Annotated in this window: 22 protein-coding genes; 4 read left to right on the top strand and 18 right to left on the bottom strand. The window is 40.0% G+C overall.

The window, feature by feature from the left end:
- Positions 1–101: 101 nt before the first annotated feature.
- From CWB62_RS17410 to bioH, 3 genes are all read right to left on the bottom strand, one after another.
- Entirely contained in the window at positions 102–953 is an 852-nt protein-coding gene (locus tag CWB62_RS17410; protein WP_138527379.1) for a putative metalloprotease CJM1_0395 family protein, read from the bottom strand.
- A 4-nt stretch (positions 954–957) separates the two neighbouring features.
- Complete coding sequence (locus CWB62_RS17405) at positions 958–1,266, bottom strand: hypothetical protein (RefSeq protein ID WP_006793799.1); 309 nt, start codon at positions 1,264–1,266, stop codon at positions 958–960.
- A gap of 89 nt (positions 1,267–1,355) precedes the next feature.
- Positions 1,356–2,096, bottom strand: coding sequence for a pimeloyl-ACP methyl ester esterase BioH (gene bioH / locus CWB62_RS17400; protein WP_138527380.1), 741 nt, complete (start codon positions 2,094–2,096; stop codon positions 1,356–1,358).
- A 74-nt stretch (positions 2,097–2,170) separates the two neighbouring features.
- Between bioH and CWB62_RS17395 the strand changes: the two genes are divergently transcribed.
- Complete coding sequence (locus tag CWB62_RS17395; protein WP_058403609.1) at positions 2,171–2,845, top strand: ComF family protein; 675 nt, start codon at positions 2,171–2,173, stop codon at positions 2,843–2,845.
- Between the two features lie 10 nt (positions 2,846–2,855).
- On the opposite strand, the gene CWB62_RS17390 is transcribed toward CWB62_RS17395, so the two are convergent.
- On the bottom strand, positions 2,856–5,405 hold the full coding sequence (locus CWB62_RS17390) for a M14 metallopeptidase family protein (protein WP_138527381.1): 2,550 nt from the start codon (positions 5,403–5,405) through the stop codon (positions 2,856–2,858).
- 149 nt (positions 5,406–5,554) lie between these two features.
- Between CWB62_RS17390 and nfuA the strand changes: the two genes are divergently transcribed.
- Both nfuA and CWB62_RS17380 read left to right on the top strand, forming a co-directional pair.
- Positions 5,555–6,130 carry a Fe-S biogenesis protein NfuA gene (gene nfuA, locus CWB62_RS17385; protein WP_058403610.1) on the top strand — a complete coding sequence of 192 codons (576 nt, stop codon included), beginning with the start codon at positions 5,555–5,557 and terminating at the stop codon, positions 6,128–6,130.
- Positions 6,131–6,139: 9 nt separating this feature from the next.
- Entirely contained in the window at positions 6,140–6,409 is a 270-nt protein-coding gene (locus CWB62_RS17380) for a hypothetical protein (RefSeq protein WP_058403611.1), read from the top strand.
- A 3-nt stretch (positions 6,410–6,412) separates the two neighbouring features.
- Here CWB62_RS17380 and CWB62_RS17375 read toward each other — a convergent pair whose 3' ends face one another.
- Positions 6,413–7,684, bottom strand: a complete 1,272-nt coding sequence (locus CWB62_RS17375) for an MATE family efflux transporter (protein WP_138527382.1) — start codon at positions 7,682–7,684, stop codon at positions 6,413–6,415.
- Between the two features lie 42 nt (positions 7,685–7,726).
- On the opposite strand from CWB62_RS17375, the gene CWB62_RS17370 reads away from it, so the two are divergent.
- Positions 7,727–8,752 (top strand): polysaccharide deacetylase family protein, encoded by a 1,026-nt coding sequence (locus CWB62_RS17370; RefSeq protein ID WP_138527383.1) that lies wholly within the window; start codon positions 7,727–7,729, stop codon positions 8,750–8,752.
- A gap of 14 nt (positions 8,753–8,766) precedes the next feature.
- On the opposite strand, the gene CWB62_RS17365 is transcribed toward CWB62_RS17370, so the two are convergent.
- The 13 genes from CWB62_RS17365 to CWB62_RS17305 all read right to left on the bottom strand — a co-directional run bounded on the left by CWB62_RS17365 (position 8,767) and on the right by CWB62_RS17305 (position 21,259).
- Positions 8,767–9,801 (bottom strand): protein-glutamate methylesterase/protein-glutamine glutaminase, encoded by a 1,035-nt coding sequence (locus CWB62_RS17365; RefSeq protein ID WP_138527384.1) that lies wholly within the window; start codon positions 9,799–9,801, stop codon positions 8,767–8,769.
- Positions 9,802–9,809: 8 nt separating this feature from the next.
- A complete protein-coding gene (gene cheD / locus CWB62_RS17360; protein ID WP_058403614.1) occupies positions 9,810–10,427 on the bottom strand; it encodes a chemoreceptor glutamine deamidase CheD in 618 nt (205 codons plus the stop codon).
- Complete coding sequence (locus tag CWB62_RS17355; RefSeq protein WP_058403615.1) at positions 10,417–11,241, bottom strand: CheR family methyltransferase; 825 nt, start codon at positions 11,239–11,241, stop codon at positions 10,417–10,419. The genes cheD and CWB62_RS17355 overlap by 11 nt, the downstream gene beginning before the upstream one ends.
- A gap of 73 nt (positions 11,242–11,314) precedes the next feature.
- Positions 11,315–14,014 carry a methyl-accepting chemotaxis protein gene (locus tag CWB62_RS17350; protein WP_058403660.1) on the bottom strand — a complete coding sequence of 900 codons (2,700 nt, stop codon included), beginning with the start codon at positions 14,012–14,014 and terminating at the stop codon, positions 11,315–11,317.
- 50 nt (positions 14,015–14,064) lie between these two features.
- Positions 14,065–14,529, bottom strand: a complete 465-nt coding sequence (locus tag CWB62_RS17345; protein ID WP_058403616.1) for a chemotaxis protein CheW — start codon at positions 14,527–14,529, stop codon at positions 14,065–14,067.
- Entirely contained in the window at positions 14,526–16,640 is a 2,115-nt protein-coding gene (locus CWB62_RS17340; RefSeq protein WP_058403617.1) for a chemotaxis protein CheA, read from the bottom strand. The genes CWB62_RS17345 and CWB62_RS17340 overlap by 4 nt, the downstream gene beginning before the upstream one ends.
- A gap of 14 nt (positions 16,641–16,654) precedes the next feature.
- The gene (locus CWB62_RS17335) at positions 16,655–17,017 is read right to left on the bottom strand and encodes a response regulator (RefSeq protein ID WP_006793785.1); all 363 of its coding nucleotides are present in this window, start codon (positions 17,015–17,017) and stop codon (positions 16,655–16,657) included.
- A gap of 8 nt (positions 17,018–17,025) precedes the next feature.
- The gene (locus CWB62_RS17330; RefSeq protein ID WP_082653586.1) at positions 17,026–17,322 is read right to left on the bottom strand and encodes an STAS domain-containing protein; all 297 of its coding nucleotides are present in this window, start codon (positions 17,320–17,322) and stop codon (positions 17,026–17,028) included.
- A gap of 150 nt (positions 17,323–17,472) precedes the next feature.
- Positions 17,473–18,084 carry an SCO family protein gene (locus CWB62_RS17325; protein ID WP_058403619.1) on the bottom strand — a complete coding sequence of 204 codons (612 nt, stop codon included), beginning with the start codon at positions 18,082–18,084 and terminating at the stop codon, positions 17,473–17,475.
- A complete protein-coding gene (cyoE, locus tag CWB62_RS17320) occupies positions 18,081–19,010 on the bottom strand; it encodes a heme o synthase (protein WP_058403620.1) in 930 nt (309 codons plus the stop codon). The genes CWB62_RS17325 and cyoE overlap by 4 nt, the downstream gene beginning before the upstream one ends.
- 12 nt (positions 19,011–19,022) lie before the next feature.
- Positions 19,023–20,012 carry a COX15/CtaA family protein gene (locus tag CWB62_RS17315; RefSeq protein WP_058403621.1) on the bottom strand — a complete coding sequence of 330 codons (990 nt, stop codon included), beginning with the start codon at positions 20,010–20,012 and terminating at the stop codon, positions 19,023–19,025.
- 22 nt (positions 20,013–20,034) lie between these two features.
- Positions 20,035–20,529, bottom strand: coding sequence for a redox-active disulfide-containing membrane protein (locus CWB62_RS17310; RefSeq protein WP_138527385.1), 495 nt, complete (start codon positions 20,527–20,529; stop codon positions 20,035–20,037).
- Complete coding sequence (locus CWB62_RS17305) at positions 20,519–21,259, bottom strand: SURF1 family protein (RefSeq protein ID WP_138527386.1); 741 nt, start codon at positions 21,257–21,259, stop codon at positions 20,519–20,521. Before CWB62_RS17305 ends, CWB62_RS17310 begins: the two co-directional genes overlap by 11 nt.
- Between the last annotated feature and the right edge of the window lie 8 nt (positions 21,260–21,267).

Here is a 21,267-nt window from a genome sequence, read left to right as displayed (position 1 = left end):
TAAAAAAAACCGCGAAAGCGGTTTTTTTATTCAATTCAAATCAGTAAGCATTAAAAGTAATATATTGAGGAGAGTTTAATAGTCGGTGTTAAGGCTATTCGCTAAGAAATTGCTGAAAAACCACTTTGTGTTGATGGCGAAGTTGCCATTTGATAAAAATTAGCAATTCGTCCTGCGCGTGCTTCTACGTCTGCATCTCGTGTTTGCTGTTCACTGTCTGCCGTTTTAGTTTCTTGCGTTTCACTGCTTGTGAATGACGCTTTGCTGTTGTTTTCAGCACTGTCGTCTTCATCATTTTGAGGCGCTGCAAGTTCAGCCTGAGCTGCTACCAGCTTTTGAGTTGCGTCTGCCGCTATTGATCGGTCAGCACCCGAAGGCTCTGCAGGAGCTAGGGCTGCGGCTCTAACCGTTTGCATTTTTTCTATGGTTGCTTGGGGATCACCTGGAATTTCAGCAACGTCAATTTGTACCTCGCCGCCCACTGCATAGTTAGTGCCGTCGGGGCCACGCTGGTATTCGTAACTTGGCGAACCTGCGTATTTACCACCTACAGAAGCATGCGCTTGTTCGTGAATACGCACTTCAGTATCGCGCGCTTTTAGCTCTTTTATTTGCTGCTGCTCTTGCTCTAAAACTTGCTGTTCTTGCTCAGACTCTTGTTGCTGCGCTTTTTGCTCTTCAGAGCTCTCAGGGTTCTCGGCGTTTTCATCATCGCGTGCTTGAACGACTTTTTCGTCAGCTAACTTACCCGACGCGCTATATGTTGTACCTTCATTATTGCCCGGTAATTTAGCTTTTTCAGCATCGCTTTGCGCTTTGGTTTCGGTATTACTTGCGCTATTTGCAGACGGAGCAGGGATCACTTCCCGTAGTTGGTTGTCACGCCGAGCGGTTTCCGTATAAACATTGGCTGTGTTTATATTAATTGATGGAAATGGCGTGACAATATTCATTACATTACACTTTAATGTCGACTAACGTACCCAGTACGTCATCAGCTGTTTGAATTGTTTGCGCATTGGCTTTAGCGTTAAATTCTTCAACTTTTAGGTTAACAAGTGATTCGTCAATACGCGCAGGCTGAGCAACCGGTGCTGTTACAGCTTCATCCGGCGTTGCTGCGACTAACTGTCGCTGTTGTGCAAGTTGCGCATCGTCTTGCTGTTCTATACTGGCACGGTTAATTTCTGCGCTGGCCTTTTCAATACCTTGGCTTGCACGATTAAACCCTTCAACACCATTATTAAATACAGATCCGATTGACATGGTAAACCTCCACCACTTAAATATTGTTTAATTATCGCTCAGTTTGTGCGCAAAATAAAGCTTTACTAGGCACAATGACCGTTGCATTTTTAAAGCATTGATTTAACGATAGATAAAAACTCACTTTTGTGAGAAATAAACGGTGCATGAGATGCTTTATCTATTACTTGGTATTCAAACTCAGTATTTAGTACTGACATTTTAGCTATTGCTTTATACGGCACTAATGCATCTAAGCGACCAAATATACCCATAATTTTTACCGGACACGTTGCAAATAAATCGCGTAAATCGTCATTTTGTAAAATATCTAAGCCGGCGGCTAACGCCTCATTATTGGGTGCTGAATATTGGTTTAGCAATTGTTTAAGCTGTTTTATGTCGTCTCTGGCCGACTCACTTCCCATAGCCTGGATAGCCAAAAAGCGTTCAATGGTTTTTTCTCTATGATTAACCAATTGGTCTTTAAACTGAGTTAGTACTTTTTCACTAATTCCTGGCCATTCGTCCTGCTCTGCAAAATAAGGCGTAGATGCCACTAAAATAACCTTAGACACTTTTTCAGGCCAGTGCTTTGCAATATACAAAGCAAACAAACCACCTAAAGACCACCCCATTAAAATAGAATCAGGTTTTAACTGTTGGCTTAATTGCATAGCGGCATCATGCAAATTATATGGGGTTGGTAATGTGGTTGCGCTATTGCCAAACCCTGGTAAATCAAGGCTACGCACTTGTCCTGTATATACGTTTTCAAGCTCTGGCTGTATAAGCTGCCAAACGCCTTTATTCATTCCCCAACCATGTAAAAGTACTAACTCTTTTTGCATATTTGCATAATCTTAACCAAACTTAGGCTCATAATAACGTTTAAAAAGATGATTGCAATGCAGGGCACTATCTCATGAAAGGTCTGTTTAACTGGCTGTTTCCATCCTACTGCGTACAATGCAAAAGCCCTGTATGCGCTGATCTGGGTTTATGTGGTTATTGCTTAGAAGATTTAGCATTAATAGATGTAACCAAACACCCAAATTTACTTCATCGCCCTGATATTGTTGATATGTTTCCTAACTGCGAATTTGAAAGGTTATTTGCTTGCGCTTTTTACCGCCCTCCATTTGAACAGTGGTTAACTCAACTTAAATTTAGTAATCAAATACATTACAAAAAAACACTTCAACAAATTGTACAAAAGCAGCTCGATGCGTTTTTTACATGTAGTACGCAATCCCCTGATTTATTTATAATTTTACCTTTGCATAAAAGCCGCTTTTTAAAGCGAGGTTTTAATCAAGTAAGCCAAGTATGGCACCCTTGTTTACGCTCTCGCGTTGTTTTAAGTAATGCGCTTATTCGCAATAAAAAAACCCATGCACAATCGCAACTCACTAAAGCAAAGCGTATTAAAAATCTGACTAATGCATTTATATGTACTGAAGACATGAGTGGCAAAACAGTTGCTATTGTTGATGATATTATGACAACCGGCGCAACATTAAATGCCGCAACTCAGGCTTTAAAAAAGGCAGGCGCCAAACAGGTGTGGGCATTTACAACCTGTTTAACGCCAATTTAGTTAATTTAGTTTACTGCCCACTTGCGCGGAATGTATGGCCAAAAAACAGTGCATTACTGAGTAATCGGCTTGTACCATACCAGTAACCTCTAAATACAGGGTTGTCGGTCATGGCAATAACACTGCCGCGTCCGTACGAATGTGCTATTAAACCAGCGCCTTCAGCTACTTGTTCTACATTTACAGAGTCAGTAAAGCCTGCTAATAACGGGCGTTTTGTATAAGTAAGTACATTAACAAATGGGGCTTCTGACGCTTCCAGTAACCATGTACTGTTTTTAAATACCGGTAAGGTGTCGCGCGTCAGAGAGAAGGTCATTGGGTGCGTTAAATCCACGCTAGTATTAAAAATAGCCCCAGCAATACGCTGACGCCCCGCTAGATGATCTTTATCGCCATAGTTAAGGCCTTCAGTTTTGAAAGCGCCGGCTAAATCCTGTCGCGATAAATAATTTGCTTGAAGTAATTGCTGGTCGACTAAAAATTTAGCACCGCCTTTATGACCCCAAATAACCCCGCCTTTTCTTACCCAGCTTTTAATCGCTACTTTTTCTGCATCGGTTAAGCTAGTGTAATTACCGTGGGCCAACACAATGTGACTATAATCACTGAGCTCAAGCGAGCTTAAACGCGTCATTTCAACAATCGTAGGGGCAACACCTACAAACCTATCTAGGTAATACCACACTTCACCTACTTCGTACTGGCTAGTGCCTTGGCCGCCAATCAGTAAAACCTTGGGGGCTTTAACAACTGCCATAGAGCGTGAACCCAAATCAGCACCTTTACTCGTTAAACCTGTTGTAATAGGTTTTATGGCAATGCCAAATTCACTTTGCGCAGTGTTTAACAAAGCAATCCAGTTTTGCTGTGTTTGCAAACCAGCCGGAATAATAATACTACCTGGTTCAAAATTTATGTCGCCCGCGCTCGATTTTGCCGTTAAGGCGCTCAATGCCACGCGTGCTTTTATACCTTGCTTTAATAATGTATTTAGCATTTTAGGCGCTAAGTAGTCGTCCCATGCAAAACCAAATGCATACGCTGACTCTAAACTTGATAGGGGTGCTTTAGGTGCTTTATTCCAAGGAGTATCTGCAACGTCTAGCCCCCAGTTACTTTTTACTTTTGCAAAGGGTAGATTAAATGCGTGCGCTAATGTCCAACCAGATACATCGTAAAATGTATTGTCTGCAAAGTTTTTTTGCTCGCTAAATATCGCTTTAACTAAACGATATTGGGGCTGGGCTAAAGGGACGTAGTAGCTGTTAGTAGTAAAGTTTATGCCACCTGCTTTTAATGGTTTAGTAAGCTCGAATGCCTCTATTTTATGTTGTTTTAATAGCGCTAAAAAGTCGGTAATGCGGGTGCTGTCTTTTGCACCTTCAACCACGTAACCTGCAAAGTTTTCGTCACCTGCAAGCTCTGTTGCTTGATTATAAAATTTAGCTTGATAGTCAAGCAACGCTTGGCGGTTTTCAACCGCCGCTTTAAAGGTAGATAAGCTCGTTAATAGCTGATTTTTTATCGTAAATGGAAATGTTAAAGGGCCATTAATGGTCTCTTGTATATGGCCACGAGAGCTTGCTTGCTCAAACAAAATACCAATCCCCCCGTTTACATCTGGGTAAGTTGAACCTTTTCCATAGTAAAAATCGTCAAAGCTTTCTTCTGTAAAATACAGTGCATTATTTTCATCCAATGTTTTGGCATGATAATTAGCAATTGCTTTGGTTAATGTTACGTTTTCAACTGGCGTAATTGGGTGCTTTCTGCTTGGAATGCCCGGCTGAAAAAAGTAGCTGCTGTTTGGGCCCATTTCATGAAAATCGGTAAGTACGTTTGGTTTCCACTGATGAAATTTAGCAATACGCGCACGCGATTCAGGGTGCTGTAGTAATAGCCAATCTCGGTTTAAATCAAACCAATAATGATTAGTGCGGCTGCTTGGCCAGTTTTCGGTATGCTCGCGAGTTTTTGGATCTGACGACAAATTCATGCCGCGGTTGCTGTTTGCCCAATTTGCAAAACGTGCAAGTCCGTCGGGGTTTAGTGATGGGTCGAGTAAAATAACCGTGTTATTTAATAAATTGTTTATTTCATCACCTTGTGCTGCAGCTAGGTAATAAGCCGTTAAGAGCGATGCATTACTACCCGATGACTCGTTACCATGCACGCTGTAACCCATCCACACAACTGCAGGTTCATCTTTTGCTTTTTTGCTGTTATTACCTAAGCGAGCCAAGTGCGTTTGGCGTATTTGCTCTATTTGAGTTAACTTATTTGGCGCTGTAACCGTTAGCATTACCAGTGGTCGTTGCTCATGTGTGCGGCCAATTATCTCAAAGTTTATTCTATCGCTCTTTTGAGCAAGTGCTTCCATGTAGCGTACGAGCTGGTCGTGCCTTACATGCCACTCACCAACTTGATAACCTAATACCTCTTCTGGTGTAGGGATGGTTGGATCGAATACAACATCGTCTTCAAAATAGTACGAAAGCGGTTTTGCTACACTTGAAAAACTCAGCATTACCATCATTATTGTTATTAATAAACGCATATAGATCACTCTAAAAATGTTTGTTAATTGCACGCTAGCATTGCTTAAAATAGATGCCAACTTTTTACGCTCAACACTAGCCGCAACACGATGAGCGGAGTATGATATGCAGTATCCGAGTAATTTAGTCAGGTATAAAGCCGTTTTTTATGATTTCTATTTCCGAAACAGCACAAGCACATTTTGCTAAACTATTAGCAGATCAATCACAACAGACCAATATTCGCGTTTTTGTTGTAAACCCTGGTACATCACAAGCCGAGTGTGGTGTTTCTTATTGCCCAGAAGACGCCGTTGAAGACAGCGATATTCGATTAAACTTTAATGGGTTTGATGCCGTTGTTGATGCTGAAAGTGCTCCTTTTTTAGAAGAAGCTGAAATTGATTTTGTTACCGACAAAATGGGAACTCAGCTAACACTCAAAGCACCTAATGCAAAAGCACGTAAAATTGGTGATGATGCATCATTAAACGAACGTGTTCAGCACATGCTTGAAACAGAAGTTAACCCGCAACTAGCTAACCATGGCGGCCAAGTAAGCCTAGTAGAAATTACAGCTGCTGGCGTTGCAGTGCTTCAGTTTGGTGGCGGTTGTAATGGGTGTTCTATGATTGATGTAACGTTAAAAGAAGGCATCGAGAAAGAAATGATTGCTAAGTTTGACGAGATCACAGGTGTTGCAGATATTACTGATCACGAAGCTGGCGACCATTCTTACTATTAAGCCTAGTAAATGCTAAAGCCTCTCATATACCGCTTAGGGAGCAACCCTAAGCTAAGTTTAAAGCGGTTTTTTCGCGGCATAGCACTGTTTGTGCTAGCCGTGATTTTTATTTTTGCGGGTTACTATAGCCATTATAGTTTGCAAATTATTGGTGTTTTAATTTTAATACCTGCGCTATTTTTTGCTTTTTGGGGCTACAGTGGCATTTTTGCCAATCGCTTTTCGCAAGTAATTAAAGACATAGGGCCAAAATATCACGATCCAGATCTATGGAAATAAATCTTAATCTAGCAGTTGATTATTAGCCTTAAGTTTTTGATATTTAATTATTAATGTAACTCCACGCATTAGCATAAAACAGCTCATCGCAAGCCATAACCCATTATTTTGCCAATCAATAAATACCCAAAACACACCAAAAAAACCAACAGCTGCCGAAAGCAACATACTATTTCGCATATCCTTAGCACGGGTTAAACCAACAAATACACCATCAAATAAAAAACAGCTCATAGCTAATAATGGCAAAGCAATTACCCACGGTAAATATTGCGTGGCCTCATTAATAACCTCTGGTACATTGGTCAGTAGCGTAATTATATGTGCACCAAACACAGCAAAAAACAGGCTATAAACCACGCCAAACAACATTCCCCAAAATACACTTATTTTTACCCACAGTTGTATTTTACTTACACTCTGCTGACCTTTAGCTTGGCCTACTTTAGCCTCACTTGCGTAAGCTATGCCATCTAACGCAAAACTAACTAACATCAAAAAATTTAGTAACACGGCATTCGCTGCAAGGGTTGTTTCGCCAATACGCGCACCATAAAAAGTCATAAAGCTAAAACACAACTGAAGTATTAAAGACCGGATAAAAATGTCGCGATTTAAACTCAATAACCCTGCCATTTTTTTGAAGCTAAACCAGTGCGGAGTACTTAAAGCTACACCTTGTTTTTTTGCCAGTTTAGTCACTAAAAACAGCGCAAATACGAGCGCAGTATAATCAGCGATTAACGATGCCCATGCAGCGCCTGCAACAGCCCAATCTAAAAAAACAACAAAATAAATATCGAGCACAATGTTTACACTATTTGTCACCAACAATAGGTAAAAAGGCCCTCGTCCATAATGGACGCCTAGCATCCAACCTAATAAAACTAAATTACATAATGCCGCTGGCGCGCTAAAAATTCGAATACTAAAATAAGTGTAGGCTTCGCTTAGCACCGCATTATTCGCGTCTGATAAAAACGCTATGGCATGCTTTATTAAAGGAGACATAGCAATAAGAAATAATGCCACTATACTGGCAAGTAATAGGCTTCGTTTGAGTAAAGCTGCTAGCTGGGTTAAGTCATTTTGGCCATAGGCTTGTGCAACCATGCCGGTCGTGCTCATTCTTAAAAAACCCGCGAGCCAAAATAAAATGGATATAACGGCTGAGCCTAGCGCAATACCAGCCAAATAATGTGCACTGCCTAAATGGCCAATAACCGCGGTATCAACTATTCCTAACAGTGGCACGGTGATATTTGATAATATCATTGGTCCTGCTAACAACAGCAAGCTTTTATGGTGTGCTTTATTATGTATAAAAAATTGTTTCATTTGGTATTATTGACTCTTATTGGGTTATCTTTACGTGCTCATGCTGGTGTTATTTTACAGTACCACCATGTAAGTGAAACCCTACCGGCGGTTACCAGTGTGAGCGAAGAAACGTTTACAGAGCATCTAAACTATTTAAAAAATAATGATTTTAATGTTATTGCCTTAAATGAACTACTTGATGCTTTAAAGCAAGGCCATACCTTACCTGATAAAACCGTCGCCATCACGTTTGATGATGGTTACAACAATAATTATGATCAAGCTGCTCCAATATTAGAAAAGTTTGGCTACCCTTATACAATTTTTGTTAACCCTAAACTAATAGACGAAGGTAAACGCTATGTGATGGGGTGGGATAAACTGAAAGAGCTGAGCAAAAAAGGCGTACTTATAAGTAACCACACCGCACAGCATGACTATTTACATGTAAAACTTGACGGTGAAACTAATGCGCAATGGAAAGAACGTATAACTCAAGATATTGTTAATTCACAACAACGTATAAAAGATGAAATAGGCCACGACTTTAAGTATTTAGCCTACCCCTACGGAGAGTTTGATAACGAGTTACAAGCTTTAGTGACAGAGCTTGGCTATATAGGCATTGGCCAGCATTCAGGTGCACTAAGCAAACACGCTAACTTTAGTCGCTTACCCCGCTTTCCTGCATCTGGCGTTTACAGTGACATAAAAACACTGGCAACCAAATTAAATTCTCAGGCATTTAATATCACTCAATTAAGCTACGGTAATAGCGTAACAAAGCAAAACCCGCCTGCGTTAACTATTTCGTTTAAAGTGGAGGATTTTAAAAAAGCTCAACTGGCTTGTTATGTTTCAGGTATTGGTAAAGCTAATTTAGACTGGTTAACTGATACAACAGTAGAAGTAACCTCTCCTAAAACACTTAACAAAGGCCGTTCACGCTTTAATTGTACAGCGCCTTCAATTAAAAAACCGAATAGCTATTATTGGTTTTCTCAGCCTTGGGTTATTCAATAAATTTAAGCCTATACTTACTTAGTTATAACTGCATGGCTTAACAACTTCTCAGCCATTTTATCAAGTGCAGCCACTTCATTGGCTGCATTTATATCAATTGCAGCTTTTGGCATCCCCCACACAACTGACGAGTATTCATCTTGTGCTAATGTGTATGCGCCGTTTTGCTTAAGTGCTAATAGCCCTTTAGCCCCATCAGCGCCCATACCTGTAAGTATTGTTGCAACCACATTTTTTGCCCCACAATGTACGAGCGAATCAAATAGTACGTCGACTGCCGGCTTATGCCGATTTACAGGATCGCTATCATCGAGTTGGCAATAAAGAGCAGCCCCACGTTTTTGTATACTTAAATGAAGCCCACCAGGGGCAATGTAAGCCCAACCAGAACTAAGCTTGTCACCATGCTGCGCCTCTTTCACGTTAATTAAACATGTTCTATCCATACGCTCGGCAAACGATGCACTAAACACGGGAGGAATATGCTGAGTAATAACAATAGGCGGGCAATTAACGGGCATTTTTATTAGTACTTCTTTTATTGCCTCGGTGCCGCCGGTAGATGCCCCTATAGCAATCACTTTATTTAATAAAAACTTAGTATCCGTAAGTATGGGCTTAGCATCGGGTGGCGCTTTTTTAAAGCTTCGTATCCGTGCACCTGCCGCAATTCTCACCTTTTGCTGAACGAGTGACGCGTAGTGATTCATTTGCGCTCTTACATTACTAGTCGGTTTAGCAATAAAATCAACAGCACCTAGCTCTAATGCCTCTAATGTTATAGGCGATCCTTTTTGCGTGAGCGTAGAAATCATAACAACAGGCATAGGCCTTAGGCGCATTAGGTTTTTTAAAAAGCTAATCCCATCCATTTTTGGCATTTCTACGTCTAAGGTAAGTACATCGGGATTAAGTTTTTTTATCATTTCGCGTGCTTGGTATGGATCTTCTGCACAACCAACAACATTAATATCGCTGGCTTGTTGCAGTATCTCTGTAAGCAACCCTCTAATTAAAGGGGAGTCATCGATTATTAATACATTTATCATAGCGACTCCTAAAACAACTCTATATTCGATACCACTTCTTGCTTTTTAAGGTTTTGCAAGTAACGTACTTCGCGCTTTTCAATGGTGTCGTTATGTAATTTTTTAAGTTTTTTCATATACACTTTACCCGTTTGTGGATGAAAAAATATTTTTCTAGGCCACGGGCCGCCCATATCATGGGCCACTAAATTTAAGGCTTCTTCTTTAACATAGGCGGTAGCAAAACTGATATTACCCAGTCCAATATCTGTCATTGCACTAATTATTTTTCCGCCACCAAATAGCTTAATTTTTAAATTATGACGAGACGCCCCGTTTTTTAATACTTCGTTTATCAGGTACTCCATAGCCCAATTACCATAGCGGCAATTTAAACCATGCGCGCTTTTAAGCTCTACACCTTTTTGTATCGGCAACATAAAATGATTCATCCCACCAATACCTAATACTTCATCGTAAACACAGGCAGCAATACATGAGCCAAGTACAGTTGAAATCAATTCATTATTTTTAGATACATAAAATTCTCCTGGAAGCAATTTGGCAACTACATGATCTCTTCCTGAATCCCAGTAACGCTTAATGTGTTCAAAACTGGGCAAAACACTTCTAAATTCAGCCTGCATGTGCTCTCAGTTGATACATAGTTTTTCCTAAATTTTTATAATTTGAGTGCTCTTTTCCCATACTTTCAGAGTGACCTAAAAATAAGTAGCCGTGCTCGCTTAGTATATTTGCATAGCGTTTAAATAAATGATCTTTAGTTTCTTTATCAAAATAAATAACCACGTTACGGCACAAAATAAGATCAAAGGGCCCTTTCATTGGCCAGTCCTGCAATAGGTTTAAACGTTTAAAAGAAATACATTCGCGTAACTTGTCTTTCACTTTATAATGTTCGCCGTCTTTGCTTTTTAAAAACCAACGCTTTAAATGAAAGTCGTCTAAGCCATTTACGTTTGCTGCGGTATACACACCTTTTTGCGCTTTTTCTAACACGTTAGAATCTAAATCGGTGGCTAAAATTTTTACATCCCAATTACTTGGAAACGCATTATTTAGCGTCATCGCTAAACTGTAAGGCTCTTCTCCTGTTGAGCAGCCTGCAGACCATATTCTCACGCGCTTAGTGTCTTTATTTGATTTTAGTAAACTAGGTACAAGCTCAGATTTAATAAATTCAAAATGATGAAATTCACGAAAAAAAGACGTCAAATTAGTGGTAATTGCATTTATAAACGCATCAAATTCTTTGTCTTTATGCGTGTCTAGGTAGGCTAAGTAGGCTTTAAAGTCGTTTAATTTCAGCGCTCTTATTCGCCTTGCTAAACGTGAGTACACCATTTCACGTTTATGATCGCCCAAAACAATACCGCAAGCGTTGTACACTAAATTAGCAATGTCTTTAAAATCGCGATCGGTACACAAAAACTCTTTCATTAGCAGCTCTCATACATAGCAGTAAGTGCGGCCTTATTGAGCGTTTTCTTAATAAGGCCTTTAATCATAAAAATTAAAATTCTTCCCACTCGTCTGCCGAGTCAATAAAGTTATCGCCTCTTGGCTTGCTTTGTACTGCGTTATTTTGTGGTTTGTGAGCTAAACTTGGGGTATTCATCGTGGGCGACATAATAGCCATGTCTTGCTGGCCTAGTGAAAAGAAGTTAAGAAGCCTACGCATTTCATTTGCTTGCTCAGCCATAGATTCACCTGCTGCCGATGCTTCTTCTACTAAGGCTGCATTTTGCTGAGTCATTTCATCCATTTGAGAAATAGCTTTATTTACTTGTTCTATTCCTGCACTTTGCTCTTCAGACGCCTCTGTAATATCTGAAATCATTTGCGTCACTTTTTGTACCGACACCACAATTTCTTTCAGCGTTGCACCTGACTCATTCACAAGCTGAGAGCCATCTGCCACTTTACCTACGCTATCTCTTATCAGCTCTTTAATTTCTTTTGCTGCACCTGCAGAGCGTTGAGCTAAATTACGCACCTCACCCGCAACCACCGCAAAACCACGCCCTTGCTCACCGGCTCTTGCTGCTTCAACCGCCGCATTAAGTGCAAGCAAGTTAGTTTGAAATGCAATTTCGTCAATCACACCAATAATATCGGCAATTTTCTTACTCGATTCATTAATCGCTGACATACTCGTCACAGCGCGATTAACCACTTCACCACCCTGAATCGCTTTATCGCATGTTTCTTCTGCGAGCGTATTTGCCACTTTGGCATTGTCTGCATTTTGACGGACCGTACTCGTCATTTCTTCCATGCTTGAGGCTGTTTCTTCCAGTGATGATGCTTGCTCTTCCGTACGCTGACTTAAATCTGCGTTCCCCTGAGAAATTTCTTCTGCGCCACTGGCCACCAAGGTCGCTGATGAGCTTATACGATTAATAACCTCCGTTAATTTATCTGCAGTGGTGTTTGCATCGCGTTTTAATTTATCAAACGAGCCTTTGTATTCTTTTTCAATTCGCTTAGATAGGTCGCCAGTTGCCAAGGCATCTAGCATATTGCCAGTATCTGCGACCGCATCGTCTACAATTTTAACCAGACTGTTTAACCCTTGTGCCAAGCGTAAAAAGAACCCTTCTTTACCCTCTTCCATTACACGCGTATCGAGGTCCCCCTCTCCTGCAGCACTTACTAATTGTGCTATTTCTCTTTCTATTGCAACTTCTGAGGTTCTATCTTCCCACTCTACAACAGTGCCAATTCTCTCTTGCTCTGGGGTTATTATTGGGTTTGCAACCAAACCAAATGTGCGTCCACCAACCTTTATTTGCGTGCTGTAAGTATCTTTTAACGTTGCTAATAAGTTTTGTTGGTGCGCTGGGTTTTTATGAAATACATCAATATTTTGATTAAGCAGATTTTTGCTATCAAAATTAGGTAAGTCTTTTCGAAGGTCATTTTCAGCAATGCTCATCATGCTTCTAACGGCTTTATTCATGTACACAATGACATTTGATGAATCTGCAATCATGGTATTGGTTGCAACAGTATCAAGCGCTTGGCGCACACGACGGTTTTCTTGCGCGATTGCACGCTCAGCGTCAGCTTTAGCAACCTTATCAGTAATATCGTCCCACTCAACAATAGTACCGAGTTTTTTGCCTTCTTGGCTGTACCATGGCGTCGCTATTAATGTAAAAATCAACCCCGCTAAACGCAGCTCTGCTTTGTAAGGTTTATCTAAATTTTTTAGTAATTCTCGTTGATGCGACGGCTTTTTATGAAAATCATCAACACAAGTCCCCACTAAATTATCAACAGAAAAGTGTGGTAATACCGTTTGTAGGTCTTTTTCACGCGCTTTTAGCATGTCTTGCACGCGTTCGTTTACAAAAACAATATTAAGGTCTTGATCTGCAATCATTACATTTGCTTGGCATACTTTTAAGGCGCTAGCTAGGTCTGCAGCTTTGCGTGAAGATTTTTCTAACTCTTTTTGAGCTGTTATATCAGACGCATATTTAATTACTTTAAAGGGCTTACCATTCATGTCGTAAATTGGGTTATAAGAAGCCTGAATCCAAATTTCTTGACCCTGCTTTCCTATTCTTAAATACTCACCCGAGTCAAATTCACCACGCCCTAATTTAGCCCAAAAAGTTTTATATTCATCACTTGCTGCGTATTCAGGTGTAACAAATATTCGATGGTGCTGGCCCATGATGTCGTTAAGCTGATACCCCAAGGTGTTTAAAAAATTATCGTTTGCATCAATAATAGTGCCGTCTAAATTAAACTCTATAACTGCTTGAGACTTACTAATTGCATTTATTTGTCCTCTTGCCTCTGCTGAAACGAGCTTTTGTGCTGTTATATCCGTCGCAAATTTCACAACCTTAATGACTTGCCCCTGAGAGTTCACAATTGGATTATAGGTGGCCTGAATCCACACTTCTTTACCACTTTTAGTAATGCGTCTAAACTCTTGAGATATAAATTCGCCGTTATTCAATCGCAGCCAAAAATGTTTGTAGTCACTTTCTTGAGCTTCAGTATCATCCACAAATAAAGAGTGGTGCTGGCCTTGAATTTCTTCTAGTTGATATTCCATTACGCGAAGAAAGTTAGCATTAGCGGTAATAATTTTTCCGCTTGGCTCAAACTCAATCACAGCTAATGACTTATTTAATGCACTTATAATTAAATCATTATTTGATTCAGACTGTTTTGGATTACTAAACCATCCCATGCTCATCACCACCTTTAAGTTATTTTTACTTTATTTAGCAAATACTGACTCTAAATATTCATTGTTTTTTGTAAGTCGATTAACGCCACCATTTTCTCGCCCACGTTAACTAACCCTGCCACATAATCGTCGTTATTTGTTTCTGAAATACTTGGAACCGCTTTAGCATCTTGCTCTGCAATACTGTAAACCTCAGAAACCGCATCAACGGTAATACCAATAATTTTACTGTCTTGTTCAAACTCTATTTTTACTACAATCACCACTGTAAGCGGCCCGTACTCTATACTGGGCAAGCCAAACCGCAGCCTTAAATCAATAATCGGCACTATGGTGCCACGCAAATTAATAACCCCTTTTACAAACTCGGGAGCGTTGGGTAAAACGGTTATCTCTTCCCAGCTACGAATTTCTTGTACAGTTAAAATATCTACACCGTATTCTTCATCAGCCATGATGAATGTTAAAAACTGTTTCACGCCCTTTTGCTGCTGCAGATTAAGCTCAGAAATCATAGCGCCTCCAAAGCAGCTTGCGACTCAATACTTAACTCTTGACTGCCCGGTTTTTTTAAACCTGAAAGTTTTATTAACCCGCTTATATCAACTATCAATGAAACCCGCCCATCACCCAAAATAGTCGCGCCGGATATGCCATCTACTTTTTGATAGTTTGCCTCTAAACTTTTAATTACCACCTGTTGTTGCGATAAGAGGTCATCTACCAATAAACCCACTTTTTGGTTGTCGGTTTCTACAACAACAAGTAAAGTTTTATCGAGAGATTCAATGGCATTATCATGATTAAAAATATCGTAGAGCCTTAAAATTGGAATATATTCATCACGTAACCTAAGTACATCAAGGTTTTTTCCTACACGGCTTACCTTGGCAATATCAATTTGCAGCGATTCAACAATAGAAATGAGCGGAATAATATAAGTATGCTGGGCAACTTTAACTAACTGACCATCTAAAATAGCCAGTGTAAGTGGTAACCTAATTGTAAATGTTGAGCCTACCCCTGGTGCAGATGTGACTTCTACAGAACCATTTAAAGACTGGATATTACGCTTAACGACATCCATACCAACACCTCGCCCAGATAAGTCACTCACCTCATCCATAGTGGAAAAGCCTGGCATAAATATCAGCTCGTTAATTTCTTCATCGCTCAGGTGGTTGTCGGCAGAAATTAGCTCATTTGCAATGGCTTTTTCTTGGATTTTTTTGGTGTTTAACCCTTGTCCATCATCCATTATTTCAATAACAATATTTCCACCTTGATGGAATGCATTTAAGGTCACCGTTCCTACAGGATCTTTTCCGGCTTGCAGTCTTTTCTCAACAGTTTCTAAGCCATGATCTAATGAGTTTCTAACTAAATGAACCATAGGATCGGAAATTTTTTCCATTACTGTTTTGTCTAATTCGGTTTGCTCGCCTATCAGCTTCAATTCAACCTGTTTATTTAGCTTTTGCGCAATGTCGCGTACCAAACGTGGGAAACGGCTAAATACAAAATTAATTGGCAACATGCGGATACGCATTACGTTTTCTTGCAAATCGCGGGTGTTGTGCGCAAGTTGCGCTAAGCCTTCTTGCAATGCAGTAATAGTAGCCGGCGTAATGTCTTGCTCGCTAAGCTGATTAAGCATAGCCTGAGTAATAACAAGCTCACCGACCATGTTTATTAATGAGTCAACTTTATCAATCCCGACGCGAATGGAAGTAGATTCGGGCGTTGTTGATTTTTTATTGGCACTCGCAGAGGTGGGCTTTATGGGCTTAGCCTGTTTCGTCGGCTCTGTTATTGGCTCTGGGGTCAAAGGCTCTAGGGTAGGTGCTGCGTCATTACCAACAGCGTTGCTATCGATTATGTTGGTTGCTGATGCTGGTATATCATCGGTAAATAAGCCACCGCATAATTCAATAGTAATATCAGCGTCATCTTCAACCCATTCGAACACTTCTTTAATCGCGCTTTTCCCATGACTGGTATTTAAGAAAAAACGCCAATGTAAAAAGCACTCATCACTACTTAAATCAGTTATTTCAGGGACTTCATCGTAAAAAACAGTGGTATCTAGCTCGCCTAATTGCTCAAGCTCACTAATCATAATGAGTGGCTCATTGCCTGTTTTAAATAAGTGATGATGCGGCTTAAAGTCTATTTGGTAAGTATCGCTATCGGGTTGGTTGTCAGAGGGTTGAGTGGTGGACTCTTGTGTTGCGCCCTTTATTCCTAGCACCTCTTCAAATTGTGCTCGTAGTGTATCGGCTTCAGTTAAGTCGGGCGCTTGCTCTGCTTGCAACCCAGCGAGTAACGATCTAAGGCAATCAACCGCTTTAAGTAATAAATTAACGTGCTCGGTTGTCAGGGTGCGCTCACCTTGGCGAATTTGATCCAGTAAAGTTTCAAGTACGTGAGTAAAGTCAGACACCGATGAAAAACCAAACGTCCCACTCCCCCCTTTTATTGAATGAGCGGCTCTAAAAATAGTGTTAATAGTTTCTAAGTCTTCCTCACCAGGCACTAAGTTTAAAAGCTCAGCTTCCATGGTATCAAGGCCTTCAAAACTCTCTTCAAAGAAAACTTCAAAAAATTGACTTAAATCTATGCTCACTTTGCGCTCCTTGACTAACGAATAACCTTTTTAATCACCGCTAGTAACTGCTCTGGATTAAATGGCTTTACTATCCAACCTGTTGCACCAGCCGCTTTACCTTCTACTTTTTTTTCTAGACCCGACTCGGTGGTTAGCATAAGTAGTGGCGTAAATTTATAGTCAGGTAATGTACGTAGCTCCCGTATTAATGTAATGCCATCCATAATGGGCATGTTTACATCTGAAATAACCGCATCAAAACCTTGCTGCTTAGCAATAGCCAATGCTTCACTGCCGTCTTTGGCCTCTGTCACATCAAAGCCTGCGGTTTTTAAAGTAAAGCTCACCATCTGACGCATAGATGCTGAATCATCAACTGCTAAGATTTTTTTCATATAAACCTCTAACTATTTATCTCGATTGTTAAATAATGGCTTAAGCCAAGCTGATTAATGGTATGTGCTAATGCTGCACTGCTACCTACCCATATAATTTTATGCTGTATAGTAAGTAAGTGTTTTTGAAGCGCACATAACAGCTGAATAGATGCAGTATCTGCAGACACGACATCGCTAATATCAAGACTGATGTCGTCGTTGCTATTGAGTTCTTGTAGTAAGTCTTGGTGGAGCGTTTCAACTCGGGTAATCACAAGTTCGCTTGGAAGTTTTAACATGTAAAATTGTGTAATCCCTTTCATTTCAATTCATAACAAAAGCTTAGCTCTAGTTGTTAAAATTGCCATAAAAGGGTCAAAAAAATTTTAATAAATTTATAAACAGGAATGAAAAAAACAAAAAAGGGAGCCTAAAGCCCCCTTAAAATACGTGAAAAATTAAAAAGTCAGTTTTTAGTAGTAGTTTGCAATAACTTTAAACTCTTGCGTTAATTGAGTTGAATTAATAAGCGGTACACTACCTTGCTTAAACTCAGGTTTAAAAATAGCTCTTAGCGCTCCAGTATCATCAACCAACGCAACTGATGCACTATGATCAACCGCATAATCAGCTTTTGTTGTATCACTAATTGCGTAAATTAAGCCAAGCTCTCTTACTACTGGAAAAAGATCTTTGTGCTGCCCAGAAACAGCCAAAAAATTTGGGTTAAAGTAATCTATATATTGTTTTCGCTTTTCTGCTGTATCTCTATTTGGATCGACCGATACAAACCATATTTGCAACGGGTAATCAGCTTCCAGCTCTTTATAAACAGCGTTTAACTTAGCCAACGTTAACGGGCAAATATCGGGACAACTTGTGTACCCTAAAAACACTAAATTCCATTGCCCCTTAAATTGCGCTTTTGTCACCGGTTCGTCGAGCTGATTTTTTAACGTAAAATCCGAAAGTGATTTAGCGTTTTCATAAACAAGTGCATTTAAATTTTGAGGATCGTTTTCACTTGAGCATGCTGATAAAAATAAACTTAAAATAACAATTACTAAAAGCCAGAGTCGCTTCATAAAGGGAACCATTTATCTATAAATAAGATCACGAAGAGTACCATTAAATGCACTATCGAAAAACGAAATAAATCCATAGCCTTGTCGTTATTAGCTGCAAATTTTAACTTAATGGCTTTATACATAAACACACTATTAAGCACACAAGCACCGACTAAGTAAATACCTCCTGACATACCAATTAAGTATGGCATCACACACACTAAAGCGAGTAAAACTGAGTATGCAACCACACATGTTTTACAAAAGTCGATACCATGTGTTACCGGCAACATTGGAATTTTTGCACGCTCGTAATCACTTTTTCGAGCAATAGCTAAAGCCCAAAAATGGGGGGGGGTCCAGGTAAATATAATCATAACCAGCAACCATGGCGCTGCTGCCATTTGATTTGTTTCAGATACCCAACCAAGCAATGGCGGCATCGCTCCAGCAAGTCCGCCTATTACAATATTTTGAGGTGTCGCGCGTTTTAAAAATGACGTATAAATAAAGGCATAACCCACTAATGCAAATAACGTTAATATTGCTGTAAGCGTATTAGCCCACACCGTAAGCATGATAAAACCAGTAACCCCAATACTTGCCGCAAACGTTAATGCATGTGTTTTACTTAAACGCCCTTTAGCAACAGGCCGATGACGCGTTCTTGCCATTTTAGAGTCTATTTCGCTATCCACTACATGATTAATAACGGCGGCCGCAGCAGATAACAGGCCTATTCCTAATAAGCTAATAACTTGAACGCCTATTCCACGCCCAACATCAGGGGCTAATGCTAATCCAACCCAGGCTGTTAAAACCAACATAGCCACTACTTTAAATTTACTAATGGCTAAGTAATCTTGTAATAAGTCGTAAGCACGCACACTAAGTGATTGAGTATGAACAGGCTGTATTGTTTTTTTGTTTATTGTTAGTGCCATTATATTTCTCCTTTATGTGCTTGATTTTAGGTAATAACACAACCTAACCATACTTAATAACAGTATGGCAGCCATTAAGTTATGCGCCAGTGCAATCCCCAACGGAAAGTGCCAATGTACCAAAATAAGCCCTAAGCTAATTTGGCAAAATAAAGTGACCAATACCGCTATTACGCAGCTTTTAATTTTTTGAGAATAAGCGTGGCTGTAAATTTTCCACATAACAAGCGCCAATACGATGCAGGTCACTAATGCCCAAATGCGGTGTAATAAATGGATAGACATTCTTGCTTGCTGTGACAGCACACCAAACTCGTAGTTGCTATGCTCAAGCGGTAATTGAAAAACACTACTCAACGAAAAAGGCTGAGCGTAATCACATAAAGGTAAACCATTACAGTGTGGTGCTGCGTAATTTGCCGCAAGCCAGCCGCCAAGCGCTATTTGTAAAATCAGCACAAAAAGCGCAATCAAACTCAATCCGAAGTGCTGCTTAGCGCCCTCATCTCCGCCCATAATAGGTTTTGCTGTTAACCTTAAATACAGCAAAGTAATCAGCGATAAGATACTAAAGCCACCTAGCAAATGCCCCATTACAATAAGTGGCTGCAGATTCATAGTGACAGTCCACATCCCTAATGCAGCCTGAAACACAACAAGCAATAACAACAAAGATGTTAGCTTTAATGGGGTAGTTGGAAATTGACGCTTTAAAAAAGCAACAATAAACAACGCTAGAATCATCAGCCCTAAGGTGCCAGCAAAATACCTATGAATCATTTCTTTCCAGGCTTTCGCTTTTTCAAACACCATGTCAGGGTAACTTTGTGTCGCTAAAGCAATATCAGCTTCGTGTTTAGGAACCGTTAAAAAACCGTAACACCCCGGCCAGTCTGGACAACCCAGTCCGGCATCACTCAAACGAGTGTAAGCACCCAGAGCAACAACCACTAAAGCAAAAAGTCCAGTTAATAAAACCCAATTTTTATAATTTTTATACATCTTTTACCTCACACTAACCGAGTTAGCTTGAACGAGAATAGTTAAGTAGTTTTTTTAAATCCTTTAATAACCCCTTTTGAACTAAGCGGTTTTCTTGAGGCTGCACTTTGTATGGGTACTCAAGCACCACAAGCCCCATATGATCAATTAAATACAAACTAGCTGGCGTTAAATTTGGTTGCTGAGCCATTTTTTTCCATGGTAAATCTGCTTGTGAAGGGCTCCCCATAACAGCCATGTCAACCTTGCCTTGGTTTTTACCTAGCGCTATATAAAGATTATTAAGCGCCTCAAGCTGCTCGCTACATGACGCGCTGCACTCACGCGAATAATTAAGCGCTATAGTCCATTGTTTAGGGTTATTTTGTTGCCAGTTTTCTAGTTTTATCTCTTCATTTAGAAATTCACCATGATTTGTAACCGCACTGGGTAACCAATCAAATTTGAGCGCGCTATAAGCTAAAAGCAAAGGAATAGCACAACAGGTTACAAACAATAAAAGGGGTTTATTTTTCATTTTTTTTCCTTTTTTTACTCGCAAAGATAGCCACAACAACACATGCAAACGCGATTAAAAACCACTGTAAGGCATAGGCATTATGTTTTTGTGGGCTCATTACAACCGCTTTGTAATGCGGTATCGCCATTTCATCACCTTCACCTTGGCGGTAAGCCATAAAGTTAACTAATGGGATGTTTGTTTGCGATTTTATAAAACTTAAGTCGATTGATTGAATGCGTTTGGGCAGATCACCACTCGCGGTTTTATCTTCTAGAGTAAAACTACTGAGGTTATTCTCTTTAATTTGTGCTTTGACCGTAAACTCACCTTGGGGCAAAACCACTTTGGGTAAAAAATCACGTGATACTGGGGCTCTGACCCAGCCTAAATTAACCAATACTGCACGCGTATCATTATTTGGTTTTAACAGAGCTAGTAAGTCGTAACCCACTTGCCCGTTATATACTTGATTATCTAACAACCAGTAATGTTCGCTTAAAAATGTCCCTTTAAGCTCAACTAATACGCCGGTTTTATTCCATTGTTTTGGTAACTCAAGCAACTGCGACCAATTCATAACACCATGAGTTTGTATTTGAGCAATGGCAGTAAGCTGTTGCTGTTTTTTTTCACCTCGTTCTAATTGCCAAAAGCCTAGGCGCACACATACAAGCACAACAACCACAACCATACAAATTGTGATTATTGAACTAAGCTTTTGTTTGTGCCTTAAAACTACTTGCATAAAGGGTC

Origin of the sequence: Pseudoalteromonas sp. S408 (assembly GCF_005886645.1) — a bacterium.
GTDB lineage: Bacteria > Pseudomonadota > Gammaproteobacteria > Enterobacterales > Alteromonadaceae > Pseudoalteromonas.
Note: the sequence above shows the minus strand (reverse complement) of the source record. Positions and strands in the feature narration are given on the sequence as shown.

Excerpts from the sequence above, each read along its gene's own strand:
- CWB62_RS17410 (WP_138527379.1), bottom strand. The coding sequence starts at position 953 with ATGAATATTGTCACGCCATTTCCATCAATTAATATAAACACAGCCAAT.
- CWB62_RS17405 (WP_006793799.1), bottom strand. The coding sequence starts at position 1,266 with ATGTCAATCGGATCTGTATTTAATAATGGTGTTGAAGGGTTTAATCGT.
- bioH (WP_138527380.1), bottom strand. The coding sequence starts at position 2,096 with ATGCAAAAAGAGTTAGTACTTTTACATGGTTGGGGAATGAATAAAGGC.
- CWB62_RS17395 (WP_058403609.1), top strand. The coding sequence starts at position 2,171 with ATGAAAGGTCTGTTTAACTGGCTGTTTCCATCCTACTGCGTACAATGC.
- CWB62_RS17390 (WP_138527381.1), bottom strand. The coding sequence starts at position 5,405 with ATGCGTTTATTAATAACAATAATGATGGTAATGCTGAGTTTTTCAAGT.
- nfuA (WP_058403610.1), top strand. The coding sequence starts at position 5,555 with ATGATTTCTATTTCCGAAACAGCACAAGCACATTTTGCTAAACTATTA.
- CWB62_RS17380 (WP_058403611.1), top strand. The coding sequence starts at position 6,140 with ATGCTAAAGCCTCTCATATACCGCTTAGGGAGCAACCCTAAGCTAAGT.
- CWB62_RS17375 (WP_138527382.1), bottom strand. The coding sequence starts at position 7,684 with ATGATATTATCAAATATCACCGTGCCACTGTTAGGAATAGTTGATACC.
- CWB62_RS17370 (WP_138527383.1), top strand. The coding sequence starts at position 7,727 with ATGTATAAAAAATTGTTTCATTTGGTATTATTGACTCTTATTGGGTTA.
- CWB62_RS17365 (WP_138527384.1), bottom strand. The coding sequence starts at position 9,801 with ATGATAAATGTATTAATAATCGATGACTCCCCTTTAATTAGAGGGTTG.
- cheD (WP_058403614.1), bottom strand. The coding sequence starts at position 10,427 with ATGCAGGCTGAATTTAGAAGTGTTTTGCCCAGTTTTGAACACATTAAG.
- CWB62_RS17355 (WP_058403615.1), bottom strand. The coding sequence starts at position 11,241 with ATGAAAGAGTTTTTGTGTACCGATCGCGATTTTAAAGACATTGCTAAT.
- CWB62_RS17350 (WP_058403660.1), bottom strand. The coding sequence starts at position 14,014 with ATGGGATGGTTTAGTAATCCAAAACAGTCTGAATCAAATAATGATTTA.
- CWB62_RS17345 (WP_058403616.1), bottom strand. The coding sequence starts at position 14,529 with ATGATTTCTGAGCTTAATCTGCAGCAGCAAAAGGGCGTGAAACAGTTT.
- CWB62_RS17335 (WP_006793785.1), bottom strand. The coding sequence starts at position 17,017 with ATGAAAAAAATCTTAGCAGTTGATGATTCAGCATCTATGCGTCAGATG.
- CWB62_RS17330 (WP_082653586.1), bottom strand. The coding sequence starts at position 17,322 with ATGAAAGGGATTACACAATTTTACATGTTAAAACTTCCAAGCGAACTT.
- CWB62_RS17325 (WP_058403619.1), bottom strand. The coding sequence starts at position 18,084 with ATGAAGCGACTCTGGCTTTTAGTAATTGTTATTTTAAGTTTATTTTTA.
- cyoE (WP_058403620.1), bottom strand. The coding sequence starts at position 19,010 with ATGGCACTAACAATAAACAAAAAAACAATACAGCCTGTTCATACTCAA.
- CWB62_RS17315 (WP_058403621.1), bottom strand. The coding sequence starts at position 20,012 with ATGTATAAAAATTATAAAAATTGGGTTTTATTAACTGGACTTTTTGCT.
- CWB62_RS17310 (WP_138527385.1), bottom strand. The coding sequence starts at position 20,529 with ATGAAAAATAAACCCCTTTTATTGTTTGTAACCTGTTGTGCTATTCCT.
- CWB62_RS17305 (WP_138527386.1), bottom strand. The coding sequence starts at position 21,259 with ATGCAAGTAGTTTTAAGGCACAAACAAAAGCTTAGTTCAATAATCACA.